This window comes from Bradyrhizobium sp. CCBAU 25338 (genome assembly GCF_028128965.1).
Taxonomy (GTDB): domain Bacteria; phylum Pseudomonadota; class Alphaproteobacteria; order Rhizobiales; family Xanthobacteraceae; genus Bradyrhizobium; species Bradyrhizobium liaoningense.
In genome coordinates this window covers 20,674-42,970 of the sequence record NZ_LFKY01000034.1, presented here as the reverse complement: position 1 = coordinate 42,970, position 22,297 = coordinate 20,674, and the positions used below count along the sequence as shown (strand labels likewise).

At 65.2% G+C, this 22,297-nt stretch carries 21 protein-coding genes; 14 read left to right on the top strand and 7 right to left on the bottom strand.

Features of this window, described 5'->3' with window-relative positions; genetic code table 11:
- Positions 1-5: 5 nt before the first annotated feature.
- Positions 6-1,019, bottom strand: a complete 1,014-nt coding sequence (locus ACM42_RS14220; protein ID WP_271528508.1) for an aldo/keto reductase — start codon at positions 1,017-1,019, stop codon at positions 6-8.
- Positions 1,020-1,431: 412 nt separating this feature from the next.
- Here ACM42_RS14220 and ACM42_RS14215 point away from each other — a divergent pair, with 412 nt between their 5' ends.
- From ACM42_RS14215 to ACM42_RS14200, 4 genes are all read left to right on the top strand, one after another.
- Entirely contained in the window at positions 1,432-2,367 is a 936-nt protein-coding gene (locus ACM42_RS14215) for a helix-turn-helix domain-containing protein (RefSeq protein WP_271528690.1), read from the top strand.
- Between the two features lie 82 nt (positions 2,368-2,449).
- A complete protein-coding gene (locus ACM42_RS14210; RefSeq protein WP_271528507.1) occupies positions 2,450-2,914 on the top strand; it encodes a (2Fe-2S)-binding protein in 465 nt (154 codons plus the stop codon).
- Between the two features lies 1 nt (position 2,915).
- Positions 2,916-5,171 carry a xanthine dehydrogenase family protein molybdopterin-binding subunit gene (locus ACM42_RS14205; RefSeq protein ID WP_271528506.1) on the top strand — a complete coding sequence of 752 codons (2,256 nt, stop codon included), beginning with the start codon at positions 2,916-2,918 and terminating at the stop codon, positions 5,169-5,171.
- An 8-nt stretch (positions 5,172-5,179) separates the two neighbouring features.
- Positions 5,180-5,812 carry a hypothetical protein gene (locus ACM42_RS14200; protein WP_271528505.1) on the top strand — a complete coding sequence of 211 codons (633 nt, stop codon included), beginning with the start codon at positions 5,180-5,182 and terminating at the stop codon, positions 5,810-5,812.
- Positions 5,813-5,835: 23 nt separating this feature from the next.
- On the opposite strand, the gene ACM42_RS14195 is transcribed toward ACM42_RS14200, so the two are convergent.
- From ACM42_RS14195 to ku, 6 genes are all read right to left on the bottom strand, one after another.
- Complete coding sequence (locus tag ACM42_RS14195) at positions 5,836-7,431, bottom strand: MBL fold metallo-hydrolase (RefSeq protein WP_271528504.1); 1,596 nt, start codon at positions 7,429-7,431, stop codon at positions 5,836-5,838.
- Positions 7,428-8,348: a ribose-phosphate pyrophosphokinase gene (locus ACM42_RS14190; protein WP_271528503.1), complete on the bottom strand. Its 921-nt coding sequence runs from the start codon at positions 8,346-8,348 to the stop codon at positions 7,428-7,430. Before ACM42_RS14190 ends, ACM42_RS14195 begins: the two co-directional genes overlap by 4 nt.
- The gene (locus tag ACM42_RS14185; protein WP_271528689.1) at positions 8,345-9,886 is read right to left on the bottom strand and encodes a thymidine phosphorylase family protein; all 1,542 of its coding nucleotides are present in this window, start codon (positions 9,884-9,886) and stop codon (positions 8,345-8,347) included. Before ACM42_RS14185 ends, ACM42_RS14190 begins: the two co-directional genes overlap by 4 nt.
- Before the next feature lie 138 nt (positions 9,887-10,024).
- Positions 10,025-10,189: a Flp family type IVb pilin gene (locus ACM42_RS14180; RefSeq protein WP_271528502.1), complete on the bottom strand. Its 165-nt coding sequence runs from the start codon at positions 10,187-10,189 to the stop codon at positions 10,025-10,027.
- A gap of 288 nt (positions 10,190-10,477) precedes the next feature.
- Complete coding sequence (locus ACM42_RS14175) at positions 10,478-10,714, bottom strand: hypothetical protein (protein WP_194388423.1); 237 nt, start codon at positions 10,712-10,714, stop codon at positions 10,478-10,480.
- A 58-nt stretch (positions 10,715-10,772) separates the two neighbouring features.
- Positions 10,773-11,768, bottom strand: a complete 996-nt coding sequence (ku, locus tag ACM42_RS14170) for a non-homologous end joining protein Ku (protein ID WP_271528501.1) — start codon at positions 11,766-11,768, stop codon at positions 10,773-10,775.
- Positions 11,769-11,999: 231 nt separating this feature from the next.
- Here ku and ACM42_RS14165 point away from each other — a divergent pair, with 231 nt between their 5' ends.
- The 10 genes from ACM42_RS14165 to ACM42_RS14120 all read left to right on the top strand — a co-directional run bounded on the left by ACM42_RS14165 (position 12,000) and on the right by ACM42_RS14120 (position 22,205).
- Positions 12,000-12,155 (top strand): hypothetical protein, encoded by a 156-nt coding sequence (locus ACM42_RS14165; RefSeq protein ID WP_162832009.1) that lies wholly within the window; start codon positions 12,000-12,002, stop codon positions 12,153-12,155.
- Positions 12,156-12,396: 241 nt separating this feature from the next.
- Positions 12,397-13,071 (top strand): response regulator transcription factor, encoded by a 675-nt coding sequence (locus ACM42_RS14160; RefSeq protein WP_011085905.1) that lies wholly within the window; start codon positions 12,397-12,399, stop codon positions 13,069-13,071.
- A gap of 106 nt (positions 13,072-13,177) precedes the next feature.
- Positions 13,178-14,554, top strand: a complete 1,377-nt coding sequence (locus tag ACM42_RS14155; protein ID WP_271528500.1) for a sensor histidine kinase — start codon at positions 13,178-13,180, stop codon at positions 14,552-14,554.
- A gap of 160 nt (positions 14,555-14,714) precedes the next feature.
- Positions 14,715-16,115, top strand: coding sequence for a hypothetical protein (locus ACM42_RS14150; RefSeq protein ID WP_271528499.1), 1,401 nt, complete (start codon positions 14,715-14,717; stop codon positions 16,113-16,115).
- Positions 16,116-16,212: 97 nt separating this feature from the next.
- Positions 16,213-16,482 carry a hypothetical protein gene (locus ACM42_RS14145; protein ID WP_028177861.1) on the top strand — a complete coding sequence of 90 codons (270 nt, stop codon included), beginning with the start codon at positions 16,213-16,215 and terminating at the stop codon, positions 16,480-16,482.
- 128 nt (positions 16,483-16,610) lie between these two features.
- On the top strand, positions 16,611-17,717 hold the full coding sequence (gene ccmI, locus ACM42_RS14140) for a c-type cytochrome biogenesis protein CcmI (protein ID WP_271528498.1): 1,107 nt from the start codon (positions 16,611-16,613) through the stop codon (positions 17,715-17,717).
- A gap of 37 nt (positions 17,718-17,754) precedes the next feature.
- Positions 17,755-18,282: a cytochrome c maturation protein CcmE gene (gene ccmE / locus ACM42_RS14135; RefSeq protein WP_271528497.1), complete on the top strand. Its 528-nt coding sequence runs from the start codon at positions 17,755-17,757 to the stop codon at positions 18,280-18,282.
- The gene (locus ACM42_RS14130) at positions 18,279-20,261 is read left to right on the top strand and encodes a heme lyase CcmF/NrfE family subunit (RefSeq protein WP_271528496.1); all 1,983 of its coding nucleotides are present in this window, start codon (positions 18,279-18,281) and stop codon (positions 20,259-20,261) included. Before ccmE ends, ACM42_RS14130 begins: the two co-directional genes overlap by 4 nt.
- 4 nt (positions 20,262-20,265) lie before the next feature.
- Positions 20,266-20,748, top strand: coding sequence for a cytochrome c-type biogenesis protein (locus ACM42_RS14125; protein ID WP_271528495.1), 483 nt, complete (start codon positions 20,266-20,268; stop codon positions 20,746-20,748).
- Between the two features lie 113 nt (positions 20,749-20,861).
- Positions 20,862-22,205 carry a methyl-accepting chemotaxis protein gene (locus ACM42_RS14120; protein ID WP_271528494.1) on the top strand — a complete coding sequence of 448 codons (1,344 nt, stop codon included), beginning with the start codon at positions 20,862-20,864 and terminating at the stop codon, positions 22,203-22,205.
- Positions 22,206-22,297: the final 92 nt, after the last annotated feature.

Genomic DNA, 22,297 nt, shown 5'->3' with positions numbered 1-22,297 from the left:
GCCGGTCAGCCGGCGTCCGGAAGCGGAGCAGCTGGATTGACGAGACCGGCCGATCGAAGTTCGCGCCAGAAATCGCCGGGTATTGATTGGTCAAGGGCCGCGCGGTCCTCGGCGATGCGGCCGGGCCGGCTCGCCCCGGGGATCACGGCGGCGACCACCGGGTTTGCCAGCGCGAACTGCAAGCCCGCAGCTTTCATGCTGATGCCGTAGCGATCGGCGATCGCCTTGATCCGCGCCACCTTGTTGAGGATTTCCGGAGGCGCTGGCGCATATTCGAAGTTCGGACCGCCGACGAGCGCGCCCGAACTGTAGGGGCCGCCGACGACGATCGCGAGCTCATGCTCCGCAACCATCGGCATCACCCGCTGAAGCGCCCTTGCATGGTCCAGCAGCGTGTAGCGGCCCGCGAGCAGGAAGCCGTCGGGGCGCGGCTCTTCGAGCGCGAGCAGCAGCTCGATCGGCTCCACCCGGTTGACACCCAGGCCCCATGCCTTGATCACGCCCTCGTCGCGCAGCCGGTCGAGCGCCTTGAACGCGCCCTTGCGCGCACTTTCGAAGATCGAAAGCCACTCGTCTCCGTAAAAATCCTGTGCGACGTCATGCACGAAGGCGATGTCGACATGGTCCGTGCCCAGCCGCTTCAGGCTGTCCTCGATCGAGCGCAACGTCCCGTCCCGGGAATAGTCGTTCACGATCCTGTTCGGACGACCATGCTTGAAGACGCCGCCTTTCTCGCCGAGATCGCGGGCACTGACATCCTCGACCTCGTCCAGGATCAGGCGCCCGACCTTGGTGCTGACGACATAGTCGCTCCGCGGCCGGCCGGCGAGCGCTGCGCCCATGCGGATCTCGGCAAGTCCCGCGCCATAGAAGGGCGCGGTGTCGAAATAGCGGATGCCGTCGTCCCAGGCCGCATTCACCGTCGCGAGGGCTTCCTGCTCCGGGATGTCGCGAAACATGTTGCCGAGGGGCGCTGCACCGAAGCCCAGTCTTCCCGGCAGAATATCCTTGAGGGCCATGCTGCATATCCTCGCTGGTAACGGACGGGACCATCGTCGGCGACTGCCGCAACGTCGACCTCGGTGATCGCACGTTCGGTCTTCGTCACGTCGATCCGGCAGGATTGCCGTTCGATGGACCATCACTGGCTCATCCGGCCATTGCGGTATTTCCGATTCCTGCGCGATGACGGACGCATCTTGCTGATCAGGACTGGATCAGCCGTTCGAGCCAATCGAACGCATCGTCCAAGCCTTTGCTTTGCTTGCCTTTTACCTCTTTTAACCGCGCCGGCTCTGGACTTCGCTACAGCGCCTTGTGAGAAATCCGCATCGGCGTGGCAGCGGCCGGGCTGCAACTCACCACCGGATGGAATGATCGCTCGCTCGCGATACGGGGCCGGGATTCGCCGCAACTGAAGCGGAGGTCATGATGGTGCTCGTGACGCATGGAGATCAGAAATATCAGAACAGCGAGAAGCTCGCGGAGGCCAGCGATTGGCCGGGACTGAGCATCGAGCATCGCAAGTTCGAGGCGGGATGTCAGGCGACGCCCGTTCCCGTCTGCACCGAGCTCGTCATGCTGCTGTCAGGCGGTGGGATGGTGTGCCGCGCCGGCAACGGCGAAGTCCAGAAGAGCCTCGCGCGGCCGGGCATGAGCTACCTCGTGCCCGTGGGGACGCAGGAGAGCCATCTCGAGCTTTCCGATCGGATGGAATGTCTTCATCTCTATCTGCCGCCGGCGCTGCTGGACCAGAGCGCCCTTGCGGATTTCGACATCGATCCCGCAAAGGTCGAGATCGCCTACGCTCACGGCCTGGCGGACCAGGTGCTATTCCACATCTGTTCGCCGCTTCGCGACCTGCTCCATCGTCCCCGCCAGCCGATCGATGCGCTGTTCGTGGAGGGTATCCAGGTTGCGCTCGCGGCGCATCTTCTGGGAAATTATACGACCGACCGCTGGCACGCACCCGACAGGTCGCCGTCGCTCGATCCGCGGCGCCTTCAGCGCGTGCTGGACTATATCGAGGCCTCTCTTGGCGGCGACATCAGGCTCGAGGATCTGGCGGCCCAGGCCTGCCTCAGCCCCTATCATTTCTCACGGCTGTTTCGCGAAGCGACCGGATTGTCACCGCACCGCTATGTCACCGATCGCCGCGTCCAGGCTGCGCGGCACGAGCTCGCACGTAACCGCCTGTCCCTGGTCGAAATTGCCCTGGAGTTCGGCTTCGGCTCGCAGGCCAATTTCACGCGCGTGTTCCGCAAGGCCGCAAGTCTCACGCCGGGGCAGTATCGCGAATTGTGCTGCGGCCAGGCCGAGGTGAAAGCCGATCGCGACGATACGGCATTCCGCAGAGATTGCGCATGATCCCGCAGGATTCGGGAATACGGCTCAATTTGCATCGTGCAGTGCTGTTGCGACGACCAGATATGCGAGGGGATATACCGACATGATCGAGCTCACGGTGAACGGGATCAAGCGCCAGGTCGACGTCGTTCCCGAGATGCCCTTGCTGTGGGTGCTGCGCGACGAGCTCGGCATCACCAGTGCCAAATATGGCTGCGGGGTCGCGCAATGCGGCGCCTGCACGGTTCACATCGACGGAATGGCGGTGCGGTCCTGCCAGTCGCATATCGGCGAGGTCGCGGGCAAAACGGTCGTCACGCTCGAAGGCCTGGACAACAAGGACCACCACCCGGTCTTGCAGGCCTGGATCGAACATCAGGTTCCGCAATGCGGCTACTGTCAGACCGGACAGATCATGCAGGCCATCTCGCTTCTTGGATTGATCCCTGAACCAAACGACGAGCAGATCAATCAGGTGATGTCCGGCAATCTCTGCCGCTGCGGTACCTATCCGCGCATCCGCGCAGCGATCCACGCGGCGGCGAAGAAGAAGATGGCGGAGAAGTGACATGGGCCACATGCAGACCCTTTCGCGTCGGGCTTTCGTTTTCGGCACCGCCGCAATCGCCGGCGGCATTGCTTTCGGCGCCTATAGTGGCGCTGAAGCGGCCGCGTCGAGCGCCGATGACAATCCGCTGGCCGCCGGCCTCGGCGCGAATTCGGTCACCTTCAATCCCTGGGTCGAGATCAGCCCGGACAAGATCACGCTGATCGCGCAACACGCCGACATCGGCCAGGGCGTCGGCTCTGTGCAGCCGATCATGATCGCCGAAGAGATGGACCTCGATCCCGGACAGTTCGAAATCCGGTTTGCGGGGCCTAGCCCCGCCTATTTCAACACGGGCTTCGCGGACGAGTTCGCGCCGTTCGTGGCCGCGGACCAAAGCCCGGCCGCAGAGGAAGCGCGCGCTGCCACGCTCGAATGGTTGCGTAAGTCCGGCCTGCAAATGACGGGCGGATCGAGCACGATTCCGGACACCTATCAGAAGCTGCGGGTTGCCGGTGCGATCGCGCGCGAGACGCTCAAGGCGGCTGCGGCCAAACATTCCGGCGTCGCGATGGCCGACCTTCGCACCCAATCAGGCCACGTGATCCTGCCCAACGGAACCAAGATCGCCTATGTCGCCCTCGCGGCGGAGGCGTCGAAAATTCCGCCGGTGCTCGATGCGCAGCCGCGCGACCCGTCCAAATGGCGCATGCTCGGCAAGCCGATGATGCGGCTCGACGTCCGCTCGAAAGTGATGGGCGAGCTGAAGTTCGGTATCGACCTGAAAACGGAGGGCATGCTCTATGCCTCCGTCAAGCTGAATCCCAACAAGGGGCAGCCGCTGAAGTCGTACGACGCCGGCAAGGCGCGGTCGATGCCGGGTGTCAGGAAGATCCTCGAAATCAGGAATGGCGTGGCGGTGATCGCCACGAATAGCTGGTACGCGATGAAGGCGGTCGACGCCATCGCTTGCGAGTGGGCGCCCTCGGCCTATCCCGCCGAGCAGACCGACCATTGGAAGCTGCTGGAATCCTCTTTCAAGCCGGAATTTCTGGGCAAGGAGTGGCGAAAAATCGGCGACATCGAAGCCGGCCTGAAGACGGGCAAGCTCGTCGAAGCGGAATATCGCGCACCCTATGTGGGGCACCAGCCGCTCGAGCCATTGAACGGTATCGGCCTCGTCACCGACAAGGGCATGGAGATCTGGGTTGGCCATCAGAGCCCGCGCTTCGTGCAATGGGTCGCGGCGACCGCGATCGGCCTCAAGCCGGAACAGATCACCTTCCACAATCAGTGGACCGGCGGAAGTTTCGGTCACCGTCTGGAATATGAGAACGTCCGCGTGCTCGCCGAGATCGCCAATCAGATGAAGGGCACGCCGATCAAGCTCGTGTTCTCGCGCGAGGAGGATTTCCTCCAGGATATTCCGCGGCAGATTGCGATCGCGCGGCACCGCGGCAGCGTCGACAAGAGCAAAATCGTCGCCGCTGATCTGCAACTGGCCTCGACGACGCCGCTCAAGGGACTGCTCGAGCGTTCGGGCACACCCTCGAAGGATCCCGACGGGCAATTGGCCGCCAGCCTGTGGAACGTCTACTACGACATCCCCAATTTCCGGGCCACGAGCTACGAAGCGCAGGGACTGTCGCCGAGCACCACATGGCGGTCGGTCGGCGCCTCGACATCGGGCTTCTTCACGGAGAGCTTCATCGACGAATTGATCCATGCGGCCGGTCTCGATCCCATGAAGGCGCGCATCGCGATGTGCACCGTGCCGCACTATCGCAAGGTACTGGAGACTGTCGCGGAGATGTCGGACTGGAAGGGACCGCTCGGAAACGGTCGAGGACGGGGCGTTGCCTTCGTGGAATCGTTTGGCACGCCGACCGCTGAAGTCGTCGAGGTGACGGCCACGGACCGGGGCATCAGGATCGACAAGGTCTGGGTCGCGGCCGATGTCGGCAAGGTCGTCGATCCCGTCAATTTCGAGAGCCAGGTGCAGGGTGGCGTCGTCTGGGGGCTCGGCCATGCGATCAATTGCGAGCTCACTTACGCAAAGGGCGCGGTGCAGCAGACCAATTACAACCACCATGAAGCCATGCGGATCTATCAATGTCCGGTCATCGAAGTTCGCGGGCTGGAGAACGATCCGAAGGTGAGGGGCATCGGAGAGCCGCCGGTTCCGCCGGCCGCGCCTGCGCTCGCCAATGCGATCTTCGCGGCCACCGGAAAGCGCATCCGCGAAATGCCCTTCAACAAGTTCATCGATTTCGTGTGAGGCGAGCCATGAGGAGATCTCTGACTGCGGTCGTCTTCGCAGCTTCGGCCATCGCGGCGCTCACCGGGATCGTTGCGGCCAAGGACGAGGCCGGCAAGGACGTGCTGCCGCCCGGCAGCGTCAGCCGCGCCCAGGGACTGGAAGCCTGGAAGCGGATCGAGGCCGTCGTGACCCATCCCCGGTGTGCCAACTGCCATGTCGATGCCAAGGCCATACCCATCTGGACGCCGGCCGGCGAAACCAAGCCGCGCCCGCATGGCATGAACATCCATGGCGGCGAGAGCCGCATCGGCGCGGAGGCGATCCCGTGCTCGACCTGTCACATGACCTCCACCCAGGCGAATGAGCCGGCACCGTCGCCGCCGCGCGCCGGTATCGACTGGCAACTCGCGCCGGTGGCTTTCATTTGGTTCGGCAAAAGTGGTGCCGAAATATGCGCGCAGATGAAGGACCCCAAGCGCAATGGCGGTCGCGACGCCGCTGGCCTTGTTGAACATTTGCGGCACGATGCATCCTTGAACGGCTTCATCCCGCGGGGCTGGGCGCCCGGAGCGGGCCGCTCGACGCCGCCGGGCACCTTCGAGGATCACGTCAAGGACATGGCGATGTGGGGAGCGGCCGGACAACCCTGTCCGAACTGACGACTGCGCGAGCAGTGCCGCGTTTACGCCTTCTCCTCCAACGCGCGGCGCAGCCTTCGGATGATGACGCCGCGGGCGCGGTCGTCGGCGGCGGCTGCGACACGATCGTTGATGTCGAGCATGAGCTCGGACATCTCGTTGTGCCAGTCGAGACGGGTCACGGCCTCCGGCGCGAGCCGCCGGCGGTGATCCACGTCGAGCACGCGCGGTTCTGGGGCGGCGAGCTCATAGATATCGTCCAGCATCGGCTGGTAGACCTTGGCCGCGGGAATGATGCGTTCGGCCACGCGCTCGGCGAGCCCCGCAATCGCTTCTTCCTCGCCGTGGACCAGGAACAGCCCGCGAGCGATGGGGCGGCGCGCCGCGATCCAGCTCGCCATGCCGGCGCCGTCGGCATGACCCGAATATTCGTCGATCATGCGGATGCGGGCCGCGACCTTGATCTCCTCGCCCTGGATCCGCACCGCCTTGGTCCCGTTCTGGAGGAAGCGGCCGAGCGTGCCGTTGGCCTGGAAGCCGGCGAGAAGCACGGTCGCGCGCTGGTTCCAGAGCCAGCGCTTCAGATGATGGCGGATGCGGCCGGCGTCGCACATGCCGCTCGCGGCGATGATGATGTGGAATCCGCTGAGACGCATGATCGCCTTGCTCTCGTCCACGGTTTCGGTGAATTTGAGATGCGGCGAGTTGAGCAGGCGGGCGGCGTCAACGGCTGGGTCGAGGCTCTCGGAATGCCGGCGGAACACTTCGGTCGCGCGGATCGCGAGCGGCGAGTCGAGGAAGATCGGTGCGGTCGGAATCCCGCCTTGCTCCATCAGATCGACGAGATCGACGATCAGCTCCTGGGTGCGCTCGACCGCAAAGGCGGGAATCAGCAGCGCGCCGCCGGCCGCCGCGGCGTCGCGTACCTCGGCAGCGAGGTGCTTGCGGCGGAGCGCAGGTGTCGTGGCCTCGCGCACCCGGTCGCCATAGGTCGATTCCGAGATGACGTAATCGAAATCGGTTGGCGCTTCGGGATCGGGCTGGAGCAGCTTGGCCTCCGGCCCGACGTCGCCCGAGAGCAGCACGCGCAGCGGACGCGCCGAGCCTTGCTCGGCGATTTCGAGCTCGATCGAGGCGGAGCCGAGCAGATGGCCGGCGTTCCAGTAGCGCGCGCGGACGCCCGGGATCACGTCGGTCCAGCGTTCATAGTCGACCGGGCGAAACGATTGCAACGATGCGATCGCATCCGCCTGCGTGTAGATCGGCTGCACCTCCTTGCGCCCGCGAGAGGCGTTGCGCCGGTTGAGCTGGGTGACTTCCGATTCCTGGATGCTGCCGGCGTCGGGCAGCATGTAGGAGCAGAGGTCGATCGTGCCGCGCGTCGCCAGGATCGGCCCCTCGAATCCCGCACGCACGAGCTTCGGCAGCAATCCGCTGTGATCGATGTGAGCATGCGTGAGCAGCACGGCATCGATATCGGCGGGGCGAAACGGAAAGGCGCCGTAGTTGAGCTCCTTCAGCGTCTTCTGGCCCTGGAACAGCCCGCAATCGACCAGGAAGCGGCCCGTCGCGGTCTGGAACAGGTAGCTCGACCCGGTCACGGTGCGGGCGGCGCCGCAAAATCGAACGGTGATGCTCATGTCGTCGTCTCCGGAAGATGTGTCGTGGCCAGTTCGGACCGCAAGGCGGCCGCGAGAGTCTCGTCGAGCGCAATCGCATTGGTCGGATGCGGCACGCTGTCGGTCGAGCGGATCGACCGTATGCCGGCCTCAGTGAATACGGCGATCATCGCGGGTGGAAACAGCGCGTGCGTCACGACCGCATCGACGACCGTCGCCCCCATTGCTCTCAGCGCCTTAGCTGCGGCCGCCAACGTCGTCCCGGAGGAGACGATGTCGTCCACCATGAGCGCCGGTCGTCCCGAGAGCAGGGCAGGATCGGCAAAGCTGACGGCCACGGAACGATCGCTGTGCCGCGTCTTGCGCGCCACGGTGTGCTGCAACCGCAAGCGGCTCGCGACATCGCTCACCCAGGGCTCGGACTCCATGTCGGGCCCGATCACGACGGTCGCAGGGTCGATGCTGCCCGCCGCCAGCGCCTTTGCGATGGCCGGCATGGCGGACAGGTTCTCCGCTTCGATACCAGGAAATACGGACCGGATGTCGGGGGTGCGATGCAGATGCGCATCCACGGTGACGACGCGGTCCACGGTCGTTGCAAGCAGATTGCCCATGGCGCGCTGGCTGATGGCCTCGCCCGCATGAAATGCAGCATCCTGCCGCATGTAGCAGAGATAGGGCGCGACCAGGACGAGCCGCTTTGCGCCGCCACGTCGCAGGGCCTCCGCGGCGAAGAGCAGGGCGATGAGCTTGTCGTTGGGTTGATCGAGCGAGGCGTAGAGAATCGCAGTGTCGCTCGCCGGCGCGACTGCAACGCGCAGTTCTCCGTCCGGAAAGCGGTGCACGGCGATCTCTCCGCAGGCAAGCCCAAGCCGCGCCGCGAGCCGCTTGGCCGCATCGGCGCCGCACGGCAATGTCTGGAGCGCGATCGTGCTCACGGCGTCGTCGTGCCCTGCAGGGCTTCGTGACCGTTGACGAGGTAACCGGTCTCTTCGGCGGCGGCGTCGGCAACCAGATCATGCTCGGGGTAGTCGAAAGTGTAGACGCGATAGAGCGGCTCGCCCTGCTCGACGCGATCGCCGATCTTCTTGAACAGGCGGATGCCGGCGCCCTTGTCGAGCGGCGCGCCGGCGGTGCGGGCGAGGCGGTTCAGGCGCAGGCAGTCGATGGCGGAAACGATGCCGTCATGCATCGCCTTGACGTCGAAGCTGAGCGGTCCCAGCTCGTTGCTGCAGGTCGAGGGCCCCTGTGCGTCGATGATCTTCTGCATCTGCTTCAGCGCCGCGCCGCTGTCGAGCAGTTCGCGCGCCCGAGCATAGCCGGCGCCACCGCGCAGCTTCGGATCGTATTCCAGGAGATGGGCGGCGAGCCGGAGCGACTTCTCGCGCAGATCACGCGGTGCGGCCGGCTCGTTGCCGAGCACCGCCATGACGTCGTTGGCTTCGAGCACCGGCCCGATGCCGTTGCCGATCGGCTGGCTTCCGTCGGTCGTGATCACCTCGACCGAGCGGCCGAAGCGGTCGCCGACGAATTCGAACAGCTTTCGCAGCCGCATGGCTTCGACGCCGCCGCTGACCTTCGCGGTCGGCCCGACCGGAATGTCGATCAGCAGATGGGTCGAGCCTGCCGCGATCTTCTTGGACATGATGGAGGCGACCATCTGCTCGCGGGTATCGAGGCTCAGGGGGCGCTCGACCGAGATCAGGACGTCGTCGGCCGGCGACAGGTTCACGTGCCCGCCCCAGATCAGGCAGCCGTTGCAAGCCGAGACGATCGCCTTCATCTCCTCGACGCCGACATTCACCCGTGCCAGCACCTCCATCGTGTCGGCGGTGCCGGCGGGCGAGGTGATGGCGCGCGAGGAGGTCTTCGGGATCGGCAGGCCATGGGCGGCGACGATCGGCACCACGACCATCGATGTGCGATTGCCGGGGATGCCCCCGATGCAATGCTTGTCGACGACGATCGGGTTCGGCCAGACCAATTGCGTGCCGGCTTGCGCCATCGCCCCGGTGAGGGCGAGAAGCTCGTCGCTGGTGATGAAGCTCGCCGAACCGATCAGGAAGGCGGCGATCTCCATGTCGGAGTAGCGGTAATGTGCGAGGTCGCTGATGATCGCGCCGATCTCGGCCTGGCTCAAGGTCCGTCCGCGGATCTTCGCGCGCACCGCCTCCAGGCTCTCGGGAGGCGTGGCGGGTCTGACCGTGACCGGCGTGCCGACGGCTTCCGCAAAGCGCCGGAATGCGGGTTCGGAGAGGCCGATCTCGTCCGAAGCCGCCAGCGTATCGTCATCCGTGATCAGCAGCGTCGCCAGCAGAACCTTGTCGCCCCGACGAAGCTCGACGCGGCTGAAGCCGCGGAAGATCTCCGCGCGCAGCGCCTTCGAGTGCCGGGAGACGACGACGACGTTCTCACGGCCGGTATCGAGGCGGACGCGGCGAATCTTGAGCTGGGAGTGCGGAAGGTCTGGATGCATGGACAGGCCGGCAGCAGGGAGTTGGGCCTCCATGCTTAAGCGTCCCGGTCCTGATGCTGTTGACCCAGATCATGGCCCGCGGGCCCGGCGGTCATGGGCGAGGAGCGCGGCGAACCGTTACGCAGGTCGGGGCGGCCGTTACTTCATCGCCGAGCTGATCGAGTTGAACTTGTTGTTGAGCAGCGCGCCACCCGTGTTGTTCACGACGGTCACGATTGCCAGAGCGATCCCGGCCGCGATCAGGCCATACTCGATGGCGGTTGCGCCATTCTCATCGGCAAGGAAAGACCTCAGCAAACGCATTGCCAACTCCTGTTCATCCGATCCAATGTATGGTCGCGTCCTTATTGGACTCGTAAAACGATCGAATATGTCTTTGTGCGCGCCGGAAGAATTAAGCCCGGGCGATCGCGCTTCCGCTCATACGACGGCATTCATTAAATTAAGGTTCCGTCGATCCATCCAAGTGGATTCAAACGGCAGCCCCGGGGCTGCACCGGCGCCGTGCCCGTCAAGGCGTGATCGTGCGGCCGCTTAACCGATTGTTGAGGCTGTTCGTCAATGAGCCGGCAAGGACGTCTCCGTCGCGCCTCATCCGCTCCGGCCGTCCGCATTCAGCGCCCGCAACATGGCGATGCGGGCGAACATCACCCACCCGCCGCCCGTCTCGGCCGCATTGATCAAAGTCTCGATGGCAGTCTGCCAGTGCGCCTCGTGCTGGGCGTCATCGGGCAGGTGCATGATGTAGTCCGCCGCATCCTGAAGCGTGAGCAGCTTGCGCTTGTTGCCCACGCGAACGGGATCGTCGAACGCCGTCGACCAGGGCATGTCAGGCCGGCCGATCGGCGAGGAGAGACATCACGGCGCGATCGCGGGCGTGATGCTGCTAGCCGGCCTTCTTCGCCCGCGCCGGTGTCCGCACCGGCTTGTCGGCCTTCTTCGAAGTGTCCCTCGTCGCTTCCCTGGTCGCTGTCTTCGCCGCAGTGTCCTTGCCGCCCTTGCCGGCGATCGGCAGCAGCATCTCGCGCTGGCCCTCGACGCGCTTCTTCGGCCTCTTGCCCTTGACCGTCTCCTTGGCGACCTTCGCCGCGGGAGCAGCGTCCTTCTCGTTCGCGATGCTCTTCTTCAGCGCGTCCATCAGATTGATGACATTGCCGCCGGTCTTCGGTGCGGCCTTCGCGGTGATCGGCATGCCGCTGCGCTTCTTGTTGATGAGATCGATCAGGGCGGTCTCGTAATGATCCTCGAACAGCTCTGGCTCGAACGCGCCGGACTTCTTCTCGACGATGTGTTTTGCGAGGTCGAGCATGTCCTTGGTGAGCTTCACGTCCTGAATGTCGTCGAAATATTCCTTTTCGCTGCGGACCTCGTAGGGGTAGCGCAGCAGCGTACCCATCAGCCCGCTGTCGAGCGGCTCCAGCGCGATGATATGCTCGCGGTTAGTCAGCACCACGCGGCCGATCGCGACCTTGTCCATGCTGCGGATGGTCTCGCGGATCACCGCATAGGCATCGTGGCCGACCTTGCCGTCCGGCACGAGGTAGTAGGGGCGGATCAGATAGCGATTGTCGATGTCGGTCTTGGGCACGAACTCGTCGATCTCGATCGTGTGGGTGGAGTCGAGCGCGATCTCGTCCAGCTCGTCCTTGGTGACCTCGATATAGGTGTCGGTGTCGACCTTGTAGCCCTTGACGATGTCCTCGGAGGTCACCTCGTCGCCGGTCTCGGCGTCGACCTTGAGGTATTTGATCCGGTGGCCGGTCTTGCGGTTGATCTGGTTGAACGAGACCTTCTCGGTATCCGAGGTGGCCGGATAGAGCGCGACCGGGCAGGTCACGAGCGACAGACGCAGAAAACCCTTCCAATTGGCGCGGGGGGCCATGGGCTACTCCAGACGCAACAGAGGACGAACGTCAAGGATAACATCGCACAGGTGCGAATCATAGCAACCGCCGGCGCGGAATCTTGCAACGGCGTTAATCGCCGCCTGCTCCAAATTGCCGGACGGGCCCACGGTCCGGAACATCGCCCGAGATCACGCGTTGCCCCGGACACTTCGTAACCGCGAGGAAGTCGCGGTCATCGCAAGCGACAGCCACAGATTGAGGTCACCATGGCAACCACGCGAGAGCAGAACCGCATCGTGGAAACTCCGACCGAGGCGCGCCAAGGCGAGCCCGGGCCTTCGGTGGCAGCGCTGCTCGCCATCTCGACCGGGCTTGCGATCCTGATCCTCGCGGTCGTCTGGTTCGTCTTCTTCCGGACCTGACCGCCGGATCCGGACGCCGGCTCCCCCCGGCTCGCCGCGTGACGCGGCACATTGCGCCCGCCATGCCCCCGGCTCGTCCCGCGGCATGGCGGGCGCAGTCGCATTGGCTTGCGACAGGTTCTATATGACCAAAAAGTAACGTAGGCCGGTTCCCTGCGTTCATATTCAGTTCACGCCGGAATTGCTCATCTCTGGCAGTGTTCATGCAGCCTGTTCTTGCAGCCAATCTTTGGAGAGAAGCGTGCGCCTGCTCGTTGTTGAGGACGACCCCGATCTCAATCGCCAGCTCACCAAGGCGCTGACCGACGCCGGCTATGTCGTCGATCGGGCCTTCGACGGGGAGGAGGGGCATTATCTCGGCGACAACGAGCCCTATGATGCCGTGGTGCTCGACATCGGCCTGCCGAAGAAGGACGGCATCTCGGTGCTGGAGGCTTGGCGCCGCAACGGCCGCACCATGCCGGTCCTGATCCTCACCGCACGCGACCGCTGGAGCGACAAGGTGCAGGGCTTCGATGCCGGCGCCGACGACTATGTCGCCAAGCCGTTCCATCTTGAGGAGGTGCTGGCGCGCATCCGCGCCCTGCTGCGCCGCTCGACCGGCCACGCCCAGAGCGAGCTCAGCTGCGGTCCCGTCACGCTCGACACCAGGACCGGCCGGGTCAGCGTGTCCGGCAATCCCGTCAAGATGACCTCGCACGAATATCGGCTTCTGGCCTATCTGATGCACCATTCCGGGCGGGTGGTCTCGCGCACCGAGCTGGTCGAGCATCTCTACGACCAGGATTTTGACCGCGACTCCAACACCATCGAGGTCTTCGTCGGCCGCATTCGCAAGAAGCTCGACGTCGACATCATCCAGACGGTCCGCGGCCTCGGCTATCTCCTGACCCCGCCGCCTGCGCCGGGCGCTTGAGGTCCGGGCTTCGAGCGGTCCGGGCTTGACGGCCGCCCTGACACGGGCCTTGGTCGGACCATGACCTCCGACGACCTGACTTCCAGCCCCTGCCGGGACCGTTCCGATGGCCGCTAGCTCGCTTGCGAACCGACTGTTCTTGTCGGCGACCGCCTGGCTCGTGGTGATCCTGGCCATCACCGGTGTGGTGCTGTCGTCGGTCTACAAGAACGCCACCGAACGCGCCTTCGATCGCCGGCTCAATCTATATCTGCGCACCCTCATCGCCGAGGTCGCGACCCCTGACGAGCCGCCGGACCGCCAGTTCCAGTCGCTGGGCGAGCCCCTGTTCGAGCTGCCGCTGTCCGGCTGGTATTGGCAAATCACGCGCACCGACACCGAAAAGCCGGAGGTGCGGTCCTCGCGCTCGCTCTGGGACAAGAAGCTGCCGAAGCTGGAAGACCAGGGCGCCGAGCTTACCGCCGCCGGTATCCGCCTCGCCTATGTCGACGGCCCGGAGGGGCAGAATCTGCGCATGGTGGAACGGCCGGTCGATCTCGGCGCCGACGGCAAATATCTCGTCAGCGTCGCCGGCGACGACACCGAGATCTTCGACGAGACGCGAAGCTTCGACTACTATCTCGGCGGCACCTTCACCGCGCTCGGCATCGTGCTGCTGCTGACGACCGTGTTCCAGGTCCGCTTCGGCCTCGCGCCGCTCAAGCGCATCTCGGAGTCGATTGCCGACATCCGCTCCGGCCGGGCGGAGCGGCTCGAAGGTGAATTCCCGGTCGAGATCGCGCCGCTGGCGCGCGAGACCAACGCGCTGATCGATGCCAATCGCGAGATCGTCGAGCGCGCGCGCACCCATGTCGGCAATCTCGCCCACGCGATCAAGACGCCGCTCTCGGTCATCGTCAACGAGGCCGGCACCCACCTGGCCGATCCGTTCGCGGCCAAGGTGATGGAGCAGGCGGACCTGATGCGCGACCAGGTCGCCCATCATCTCGAGCGTGCGCGCCTTGCGGCGCGGGTCTCGGTCGTCGCGACCGTGACGGAGGTGGCGCCTGCCATCGAGGCGCTGCGGCGGACCATGGAGAAGATCCATCGCGATCGTGGCATCGTCGTCGAAGCCAGGGCCGATCCGTCGGCGAAATTTCGCGGCGAGCGGCAGGATCTGGAAGAGATGGTCGGCAATCTCGTCGACAATGCCTGCAAATGGGCGGCCTCGCGCGTCTTGATCGAGGTCCTGGTCGAGGCGCCGCACCAGGCGGGTGCGGGTCCGCGCCTGCGGATCATTGTCGACGACGACGGCCGTGGCCTGTCGGAAGCGGAACGCGCGCAGGTCTCCAGGCGCGGCCAGCGGCTCGATGAGTCCAAGCCCGGATCGGGACTGGGCCTCTCCATCGTGGTCGATCTTGCCGCGCTCTATGGCGGCAGCCTTTCGCTCGGCGCTGCGCCGACCGGTGGCCTGCGCGCCGAATTGGTCCTTCCGGGGCTGTAGTTCCTTGTTTTGACGTTGTTTTTCGTCTTCGTCGATCTCCGTCTGGTGGAAACCGCGGGCATTCGGACCCACTTCCTAAACGGCTTCTTAAGTGGGGCGTCCTATGATCGCGCCCGGACGCATCCCATGTCCGCCATTTTACCGTGCATTACCCGGGCGCATGAGCCAGACATCGATCGAGCGGCTGAGGGAATATCTCGCGCAGCTCCCGCCGCAGGCGCAGGCCCTGCTGATGCGAGAGTTCGAGCGCGCGCTGGAGCGCGGCCAGGATACGGCTGTCGCGACCCTGGTGCTCGAGCAGCTGCGCAACATCGTCCGCAAGACCGAAGCCGATGAAGCCGCGCCACCGCGCACGGACGATCTGTCGCGGCTGTTGTTCCAGGTGTTGGAACCATTCCTGGTCGAGGCGGGCACTCCGATCCGGGTCGGCCAGATTCGCCGCTCCTCGCTCCAGCCGATCTGGCAGTGGCTCGGCCGTGACGGCGCACCGGGCAAGGTGAACGAAGTCGAGGCGCTGCTGTCGCGCATGCCGGCCGACAATACAGGGCAGGTCGAAGCCCTGGCCTCGAAGCTCCAGACGGTGGCCGCGGATGCCATCTTCGAGCTGACGGGACCGGGCGGAGGCGACAAATCGCGCGCCTTGGCCCGCGTCGGCCCGCCGAACGTGATCGAGGATCTCTATTTGATTGGTGCGATACTCCAGGTCCGCGAGGCCATCGCCACCGTGAACGAGAGGCTGCCGCGCTTCCTGCGCACCTTCGGCGATCCACAGATCGCCTCGGTGACGTCGGCGCTCAACATTCCGGCGCTTCAGACGCCGCAGATGCTGCCCTTCGCGCTCTCGATGGTCGTGCAGCGGATGACCGCCCCCTGGCAGATCATCCGCCTCGCCATCAAGATTGCTGCGTCCGACGACGAGATCCGTGTCGCGGCAACGCCTTATGGCGTTGCCGTCACGATGGCGCTGCATGATTTGTCCTGCGTGGCGGCGATCCTTCGCATGGACATCAAGCGCGGCCATTTCGACAACGTCGCCGGCAATCTCAAGACGCTGCACGACGGCGTGCGCGGTCTGCGCACCGAGCTCGACCTGCGCAATGATTCCGCCTGGGGCAAGCAGTTGACGTCGATCCGCGCCGACATTTCCAATGCGCTGCAGTCCGAAATCGACAGCGTTCCCGGCCGCGTTCGCCGCATCCTGCGCCAGCGCCCCGAGAAAGACATTCCGCCGGGCGCGCGGGTCGACAGCACGGAGGTGGAGGAAGCGGTGGCGCTGATCGACTTCGTCGCGACCTGCCGCAACTATGCGAGCGAGCTTGCGATCAACGAGGTGACGCTGCGCACCTATTCCGACCTCCAGCAATATGTGGAACGCTCGACCGAGCAGCTGGTGCAGTCGCTGCGCGCCGCCGATCACAAGGTCCGCGGGTATCGACAGCAGCAGGTGCAGGCCGCGATCCGCTTCTGCCAGGTGCTGTTCGGCGACGATTACGCCTCGCTGATGAGCCGGGCCGCAGAGAACGCACTCACTGGCGAGCGCAAATCGTCGCGCGCGGGCTGACTAAGCGCAAATTTCACCGCCGCAATTTCTGGTTGACCATATCGATGGCGCGCCGTACGGTCCCCGAGCAAGTCCGGGAATTTCTATCTGTGGGCGCATGAAACCCGTTATCAGCTCGATCGAGATTGAGAACCGCGTCATCGTTGCCAAGTATCAAAGGCTGATGGTCGGCGCCAAGGTGGTACTGGTCGAGAAGGCAAGCGATCGGCAACTGCCGGAGACGACCACGAGGGTTGCATCTCGGGTTCCGGTCGGAGCGTTGCGCATCAGATTGCCGGATGCAATCAAGCCGGGAACATACTTCCTGAGGGCCTTCAACGGGCACGGCGAGGACGCGGCGCGAAGTGCGGACTTCGAGATCGGCTAAGCTGTTGGATTTTCAACTCTTCGGGACTGTATGCCGTGGAGCGCTTTGACAATTGTCAATTGCCGCATTGTCCGGCCGTGGTGTAAAGGCACCTATAGGCGCTTCGTGCGCTACCGGAAGCTTGCCAGATGACTCTATGGTTCGTGTTCGCGCTGATGACGGTCGCGGCGATTTTCGCCGTGCTCTGGCCGCTTGGCCGCAGTAGCGGCGCGCAAGGTCAGGGCAGCGAGGTCGCGGTCTACAAGGACCAGCTGGCCGAGATCGAGCGTGATCTGGCTGCAGGGCTGATTCCGGCGCCGGAGGCCGAGGCTGCGCGCGTCGAGATCAGCCGCAGGCTGCTCGCGGCGGCAGCCAGCGAGCCCGCAATGGCGCCGAAGTCGAACCTCAAATGGCGCCGTGTGGCGGCCGTGCTGGCGCTCGCCGGCCTGCCGCTCGTTGCGGTCGGTGTCTACATGCCGCTCGGCTCACCCAAGCTTCAGGACTTTCCCCTGGCGCAGCGCGAGCGCGGGTCCGGCATGGCGCAATCGCTCGAGAACCTCGTCGTACAGGTCGAGCAACATCTGGAAAAGAATCCGACCGACGGGCGTGGCTGGAACGTGCTCGCGCCGGTTCTGGAGCGGCTCGGCCGCTTCGACGACGCGGTGCGCGCCTATCGCAACTCGCTCACCTACAATGGCGAGAGCGCGGAGCGCCGGTCCGATCTTGGCGAAGCGATCGCGGCCGCTGCCGGCGGCGTGGTGACCGCCGACGCCAAGGCCGAATTCGAGCGAGCACATGCCTTGAACGCCGACGATCCCAAGGCGAATTACTTCCTGGGTCTTGCGGCCGAGCAGGACGGCCGCAAAGGCGATGCAGCCACGATCTGGCGCGCGCTGCTTGCGAAGGCGCCCGCGGATGCGCCGTGGCGTGCCCTGGTGCAGTCCTCGCTCGCGCGAGTCGGCGGGGGCGGCGCGATGCCCGCGCTGTCCGATGAGACGATTGCTGCTTCCAAGGATATGGCCGAAGGCGATCGCAACGCGATGGTGCGCGGCATGGTCGATCGTCTGGCCACGCGGCTGAAGCAGAACGGTGACGATGTCGAGGGCTGGCTGCGCCTGGTGCGCGCCTATCTCGTGATGGGCGAGCGAGACAAGGCCATGGGGGCATCGGCCGATGCCCAGCAGGCGGTTGCCGGCGACGCCGAGCGGCTGCGCCAGCTCAACGACGGCCTGAGGACTCTCGGGCTCGGCGGATGACGATTTCGGGACGAGACGAGCGGAGAACGGATACGCCATGACGCGCAAGCAGCGACGTATGACCATCATTGGCGGCTCGCTCGCCGTGCTCGCGCTCGCGGCCGCGCTGGTGCTCAACGCACTTCGCGACTCCATCGTGTTCTTCTCGACGCCAACCATGGTCGCCGAGAAGCACGTCGAGCCCGGCAAGCGGTTTCGCCTCGGCGGGCTGGTGCAGCCCGGCTCGCTGCAGCGCGGCGACAATCTGGCGGTGACCTTCGAGGTCGCCGACGGCAGCGCAAAGCTGCCGGTCGCCTACAAAGGCATCCTGCCCGACCTGTTCCGCGAAGGGCAGGGCGTGGTCGCCGAAGGCGCACTCGACGCCAACGGCGTGTTCAAGGCCGATACCGTCCTTGCCAAGCACGACGAGACTTACATGCCCAAGGAGGTCGCCGATGCCCTGAAGAAGCAGGGGCACTGGAAGGACGACTACGGCGGCAAGGCTTCTGACAGCATCAAGGCTCCTGAGGGAGCCAAGCCTGCGGCCACGACCGCACAGGGTAATCCGCAAGGAGCGATGCGGTGATCGCAGAATCCGGACATTACGCGCTGGTGCTGGCGCTTGGGCTGGCACTGATTCAGTCCATCGTGCCCCTGATCGGCGCGCGCCTGCGCGATGCCGCCCTGATGAATGTGGCGCGCTCCACGGCGCTGGCGCAGCTCCTGTTCGTCGGTGTGTCGTTCGTGGCGCTCGTGATGCTGCACGTGAATTCGGATTTCTCCGTCGCCAACGTGTACGAGAACTCCCACTCGACGAAGCCGCTGCTCTACAAGATCACGGGTGTGTGGGGAAACCATGAAGGCTCGATGCTGCTGTGGGTGTCGATCCTCGCGCTGTTCGGCGGATTGGTCGCGAGCTTCGGCAACAATCTGCCGCTGTCGCTGCGCGCGCATGTGCTGGCCGTGCAGGCCTGGATCGCCAGCGCCTTCTATCTCTTCATCCTGGTGACATCGAATCCGTTCCTGCGCATCGCGAACCCGCCGGTCGAGGGACGTGATCTCAATCCGGTGCTCCAGGACATTGGGCTGGCCGTGCATCCGCCGATGCTCTATCTCGGCTATGTCGGTTTCTCGATCTCGTTCTCCTTTGCCATTGCGGCGCTGATGGAGGGACGGATCGACGCGGCCTGGGCGCGCTGGGTGCGGCCGTGGACGCTGGTCGCCTGGATCTTCTTGACGCTCGGCATCGCCATGGGCTCGTATTGGGCCTATTACGAGCTCGGCTGGGGCGGCTGGTGGTTCTGGGATCCGGTCGAGAACGCTTCGCTGATGCCGTGGCTCGCCGGCACCGCGCTGCTGCATTCCGCGCTGGTGATGGAGAAGCGCAATGCGCTGAAGGTCTGGACGATCCTGTTGTCGATCCTGACCTTCTCGCTGTCGCTGCTCGGCACCTTCCTGGTGCGCTCGGGCGTCATCACCTCCGTGCATGCCTTCGCCACCGATCCCACCCGCGGCGTGTTCATTCTGCTGATCCTCTGCCTGTTCATCGGCGGCAGCCTTGCGCTGTTCGCGGGCCGCGCCACCTCGTTGAAGCAGGGCGGCCTGTTCGCGCCGATCTCGCGCGAGGGCGCGCTGGTGCTGAACAATCTCCTGCTCACGGTCGCCTGCGCGGTCGTGCTGTTCGGCACGCTCTATCCGCTGGCGATGGAGATGCTCGCCGACTTCAAGATGTCGGTCGGCGCTCCCTTCTACAATCTCACCTTCGCCCCGCTGTTTGCCCTGTTGCTGCTCGCGGTGCCGTTCGGGCCGATGCTGGCGTGGAAGCGCGGCGATCTGCTAGGCGTGATGCAGCGCCTGCTCGCGGCGGGCGTTGCCGGCCTCGTCGCCGTCGCCATCGCTTGGGGCTGGGCAACTGGCGGCAGCACGCTGGCGCCGCTTGCGATCGGGCTGGGCGTCTTCGTCATCGCGGGCGCCGTGACCGACATCGTCGAGCGGACGGGCCTGGGTCGCCTGCCGTTCGCGACGGTGCTGCAGCGGGCGCGCGGCCTGCCGCGATCGGCCTGGGGCACGGCGTTTGCGCATGCCGGCCTCGGCGTCGCGCTGATCGGGATCGTCTGCGAGACCACCTGGAACAGCGAATACATCGCGACGATGAAGCCGAACGACGTCGCTCATGTCGCCGGTTACGACCTGAAGCTCGACGGGCTGTTTCAGCGCCAGGGCCCGAACTACCGCGAGATGATCGCTGAGTTCAAGATCAGCCGTGATGGCGAGGCGCTCACGGTCATGACGCCGTCGAAGCGCAGCTTCACCACGCGCGGCTCGTCGACGACCGAGGCCGCGCTGCTGACCCGCGGCGCGAGCCAGCTCTACGTCTCGCTCGGTGATGCCACTGCCGAAGGCGCCATCGCCGTGCGCATCTATTACAAGCCGATGGTGCTGCTGATCTGGTGGGGGCCGGTGCTGATGGCGTTCGGCGGCGTGCTCTCGCTCTCCGACCGTCGCCTGCGTGTCGGCGCGCCGAAGCCGGCGCGGGCCAAGCAGCGCCTCCAGCCCGCGGAATGATCCGATGCGCCGCATGATGGCCGCGTTCATCGCGTTGATGCTGCTGGCTTTGCCTGCGGCCCACGCCGTCCAGCCCGACGAGATCATGTCGGACCCCGCCAAGGAATCGCGCGCGCGGGAGCTGTCGCGCGAGCTGCGCTGCATGGTCTGCCAGAACCAGTCGATCGACGATTCCGACGCCCCGCTCGCTCGCGACCTGCGGCTCCTGGTGCGCGAACGCATCGCCGCCGGAGACAGCAATTCTCAGGTGCTTGATTTCCTGGTGGCGCGGTACGGCGAGTTCGTGCTGCTGAAACCGCGCTTCGAACGACAGAATCTTCTGCTGTGGCTGCTCGGGCCGGTGCTGCTGCTCGGCGGGGCCCTGGCGCTGTGGCTGCAGATCCGGCGCCGCGCGCGAAGCGGTGCAGACGTACCGGCGGCGCCGCTCACGCCCGAGGAGGAGGCGCGGCTCGCTGCGTTGATGTCGGACGATGCCAAATCTTCCTGACGTCGAACCACAAAATGGAGCGGAGGCTGCGGCCGCTGCCGCGCGCTTCATGCTATTTTGACCTTTGTCTGGAAGCTTGTCGCGAGATCGATTCCAGCCTCCGAGTCCTCCCGATGTTCGCGAACAGCAATCTGACGATCCGCTTCCTGGTCGGCGCCGTCGTCGCTGCGTTATTGTTTCTGCTGGGCATCGGCGGCGGCACCGGCTTCATCGCGGTGCTCTATCTCAACAACGAGATCACCAGCCTGTCCTCGGACTTCGCCTCGCTGAGCGGCCCCGTGCGCGACCATGCCATGCAGATCTATCAGCAGGCGCAGACCGCGTTCTCCTGGTTCCTGGTCGCCTGCGGCGTGATCGCTATCCTTGCCGCCGCGATCTGCCTCACCACCTGGTTCGCCGTGCGCAACGGCATTCTCAGTCCCCTGGCGGCGATCGTGCATGCGATGCGCGAGGTCGCCGACCAGAAGTTCGAGACGTCCGTTCCCGGGCTCGGCCGCACCAACGAGATCGGCCTGCTCGCCGGTGCGCTGGAGGTGTTCAAGACCAACGGCCTCGAGCGGCGCCGCCTCTCCGAGCAGCAGCTGCACGAAGCGCAGCATCAGGCCGAGCGGTCGAAATTCCTGGACGACCGGATCAGGCGTTTCAACGATCTCGTCGCCAGCGTCGTCGACAGCGTGGCGTCGTCGGCCGTGCATCTGAAGACCAATGCCGAGACGCTGTCGCGGACGGCCAACGACACCAGCAGCAAGGCCAATGCGGTCGCGAGCGCCGCGAACCAGGCCAGCACCAGCGTGCAGACGGTCGCAGGATCTGCCGAGGAGATGACGAATTCGATCGGTACGATCAGCCGCCGCGTCACGGACGCGACCCAGCGCGCCGAGGGCGCGGCGTCCCAGGCGGAGAAGAGCCGCGATACCATCCACACGCTGTCGGATGCCGCCGACAAGATCGGCGAGGTCGTCCAGCTCGTGCAGGCGATCGCATCGCAGACCAATCTCCTGGCGCTCAATGCCACCATCGAGGCGGCGAGGGCAGGGGAGGCGGGCAAGGGGTTCGCCGTGGTCGCCTCCGAGGTGAAGAATCTGGCGCATCAGACCAGCAAGGCGACGGAGGAGATCACCTCCCATGTCGCCAGCATTCAGGGCATCACCGCGGAGACCCGCGGCGCGATCGACGGCATTTCCAGGACGCTGTCGGAGATTTCGTCCATCATGTCCGGCATCGAGATCGATACCGCCCAGCAGCGCAACGCCACGCAGGAGATCACGCGCAGTGCCCAGGACGCCGCGCGCGGCACCCTCGACGTCTCCAACCATATCGTCCAGATCACCTCGACCTCCGCAGAGACCGGCCGCATGGCCGCCGAGGCGCGCGATTCCGCGGTTGACCTGTCGCAGCAGGCCGAGACCCTGAAGCGCGAAGTCGACGAGTTCATCGTCAGTGTCAGGGCAAGCTGAGAGCGCCCAGAATTGCGTTCATGCGCCTTTCCAGGAACTCGGTTAAGTTCCTGTAAGACCACGATTTTCGGCATGCGCTAAACTGCCGCATC

Excerpts from the sequence above, each read along its gene's own strand:
- ACM42_RS14180 (WP_271528502.1), bottom strand. The coding sequence starts at position 10,189 with ATGCGTTTGCTGAGGTCTTTCCTTGCCGATGAGAATGGCGCAACCGCC.
- ACM42_RS14185 (WP_271528689.1), bottom strand. The coding sequence starts at position 9,886 with ATGCATCCAGACCTTCCGCACTCCCAGCTCAAGATTCGCCGCGTCCGC.
- ACM42_RS14210 (WP_271528507.1), top strand. The coding sequence starts at position 2,450 with ATGATCGAGCTCACGGTGAACGGGATCAAGCGCCAGGTCGACGTCGTT.
- ACM42_RS14215 (WP_271528690.1), top strand. The coding sequence starts at position 1,432 with ATGGTGCTCGTGACGCATGGAGATCAGAAATATCAGAACAGCGAGAAG.
- ACM42_RS14155 (WP_271528500.1), top strand. The coding sequence starts at position 13,178 with ATGGCCGCTAGCTCGCTTGCGAACCGACTGTTCTTGTCGGCGACCGCC.
- ACM42_RS14175 (WP_194388423.1), bottom strand. The coding sequence starts at position 10,714 with ATGCCCTGGTCGACGGCGTTCGACGATCCCGTTCGCGTGGGCAACAAG.
- ACM42_RS14125 (WP_271528495.1), top strand. The coding sequence starts at position 20,266 with ATGCGCCGCATGATGGCCGCGTTCATCGCGTTGATGCTGCTGGCTTTG.
- ACM42_RS14195 (WP_271528504.1), bottom strand. The coding sequence starts at position 7,431 with ATGAGCATCACCGTTCGATTTTGCGGCGCCGCCCGCACCGTGACCGGG.
- ACM42_RS14150 (WP_271528499.1), top strand. The coding sequence starts at position 14,715 with ATGAGCCAGACATCGATCGAGCGGCTGAGGGAATATCTCGCGCAGCTC.
- ku (WP_271528501.1), bottom strand. The coding sequence starts at position 11,768 with ATGGCCCCCCGCGCCAATTGGAAGGGTTTTCTGCGTCTGTCGCTCGTG.
- ACM42_RS14120 (WP_271528494.1), top strand. The coding sequence starts at position 20,862 with ATGTTCGCGAACAGCAATCTGACGATCCGCTTCCTGGTCGGCGCCGTC.
- ACM42_RS14205 (WP_271528506.1), top strand. The coding sequence starts at position 2,916 with ATGGGCCACATGCAGACCCTTTCGCGTCGGGCTTTCGTTTTCGGCACC.
- ccmE (WP_271528497.1), top strand. The coding sequence starts at position 17,755 with ATGACGCGCAAGCAGCGACGTATGACCATCATTGGCGGCTCGCTCGCC.
- ACM42_RS14200 (WP_271528505.1), top strand. The coding sequence starts at position 5,180 with ATGAGGAGATCTCTGACTGCGGTCGTCTTCGCAGCTTCGGCCATCGCG.
- ACM42_RS14165 (WP_162832009.1), top strand. The coding sequence starts at position 12,000 with ATGGCAACCACGCGAGAGCAGAACCGCATCGTGGAAACTCCGACCGAG.
- ACM42_RS14220 (WP_271528508.1), bottom strand. The coding sequence starts at position 1,019 with ATGGCCCTCAAGGATATTCTGCCGGGAAGACTGGGCTTCGGTGCAGCG.
- ccmI (WP_271528498.1), top strand. The coding sequence starts at position 16,611 with ATGACTCTATGGTTCGTGTTCGCGCTGATGACGGTCGCGGCGATTTTC.
- ACM42_RS14145 (WP_028177861.1), top strand. The coding sequence starts at position 16,213 with ATGAAACCCGTTATCAGCTCGATCGAGATTGAGAACCGCGTCATCGTT.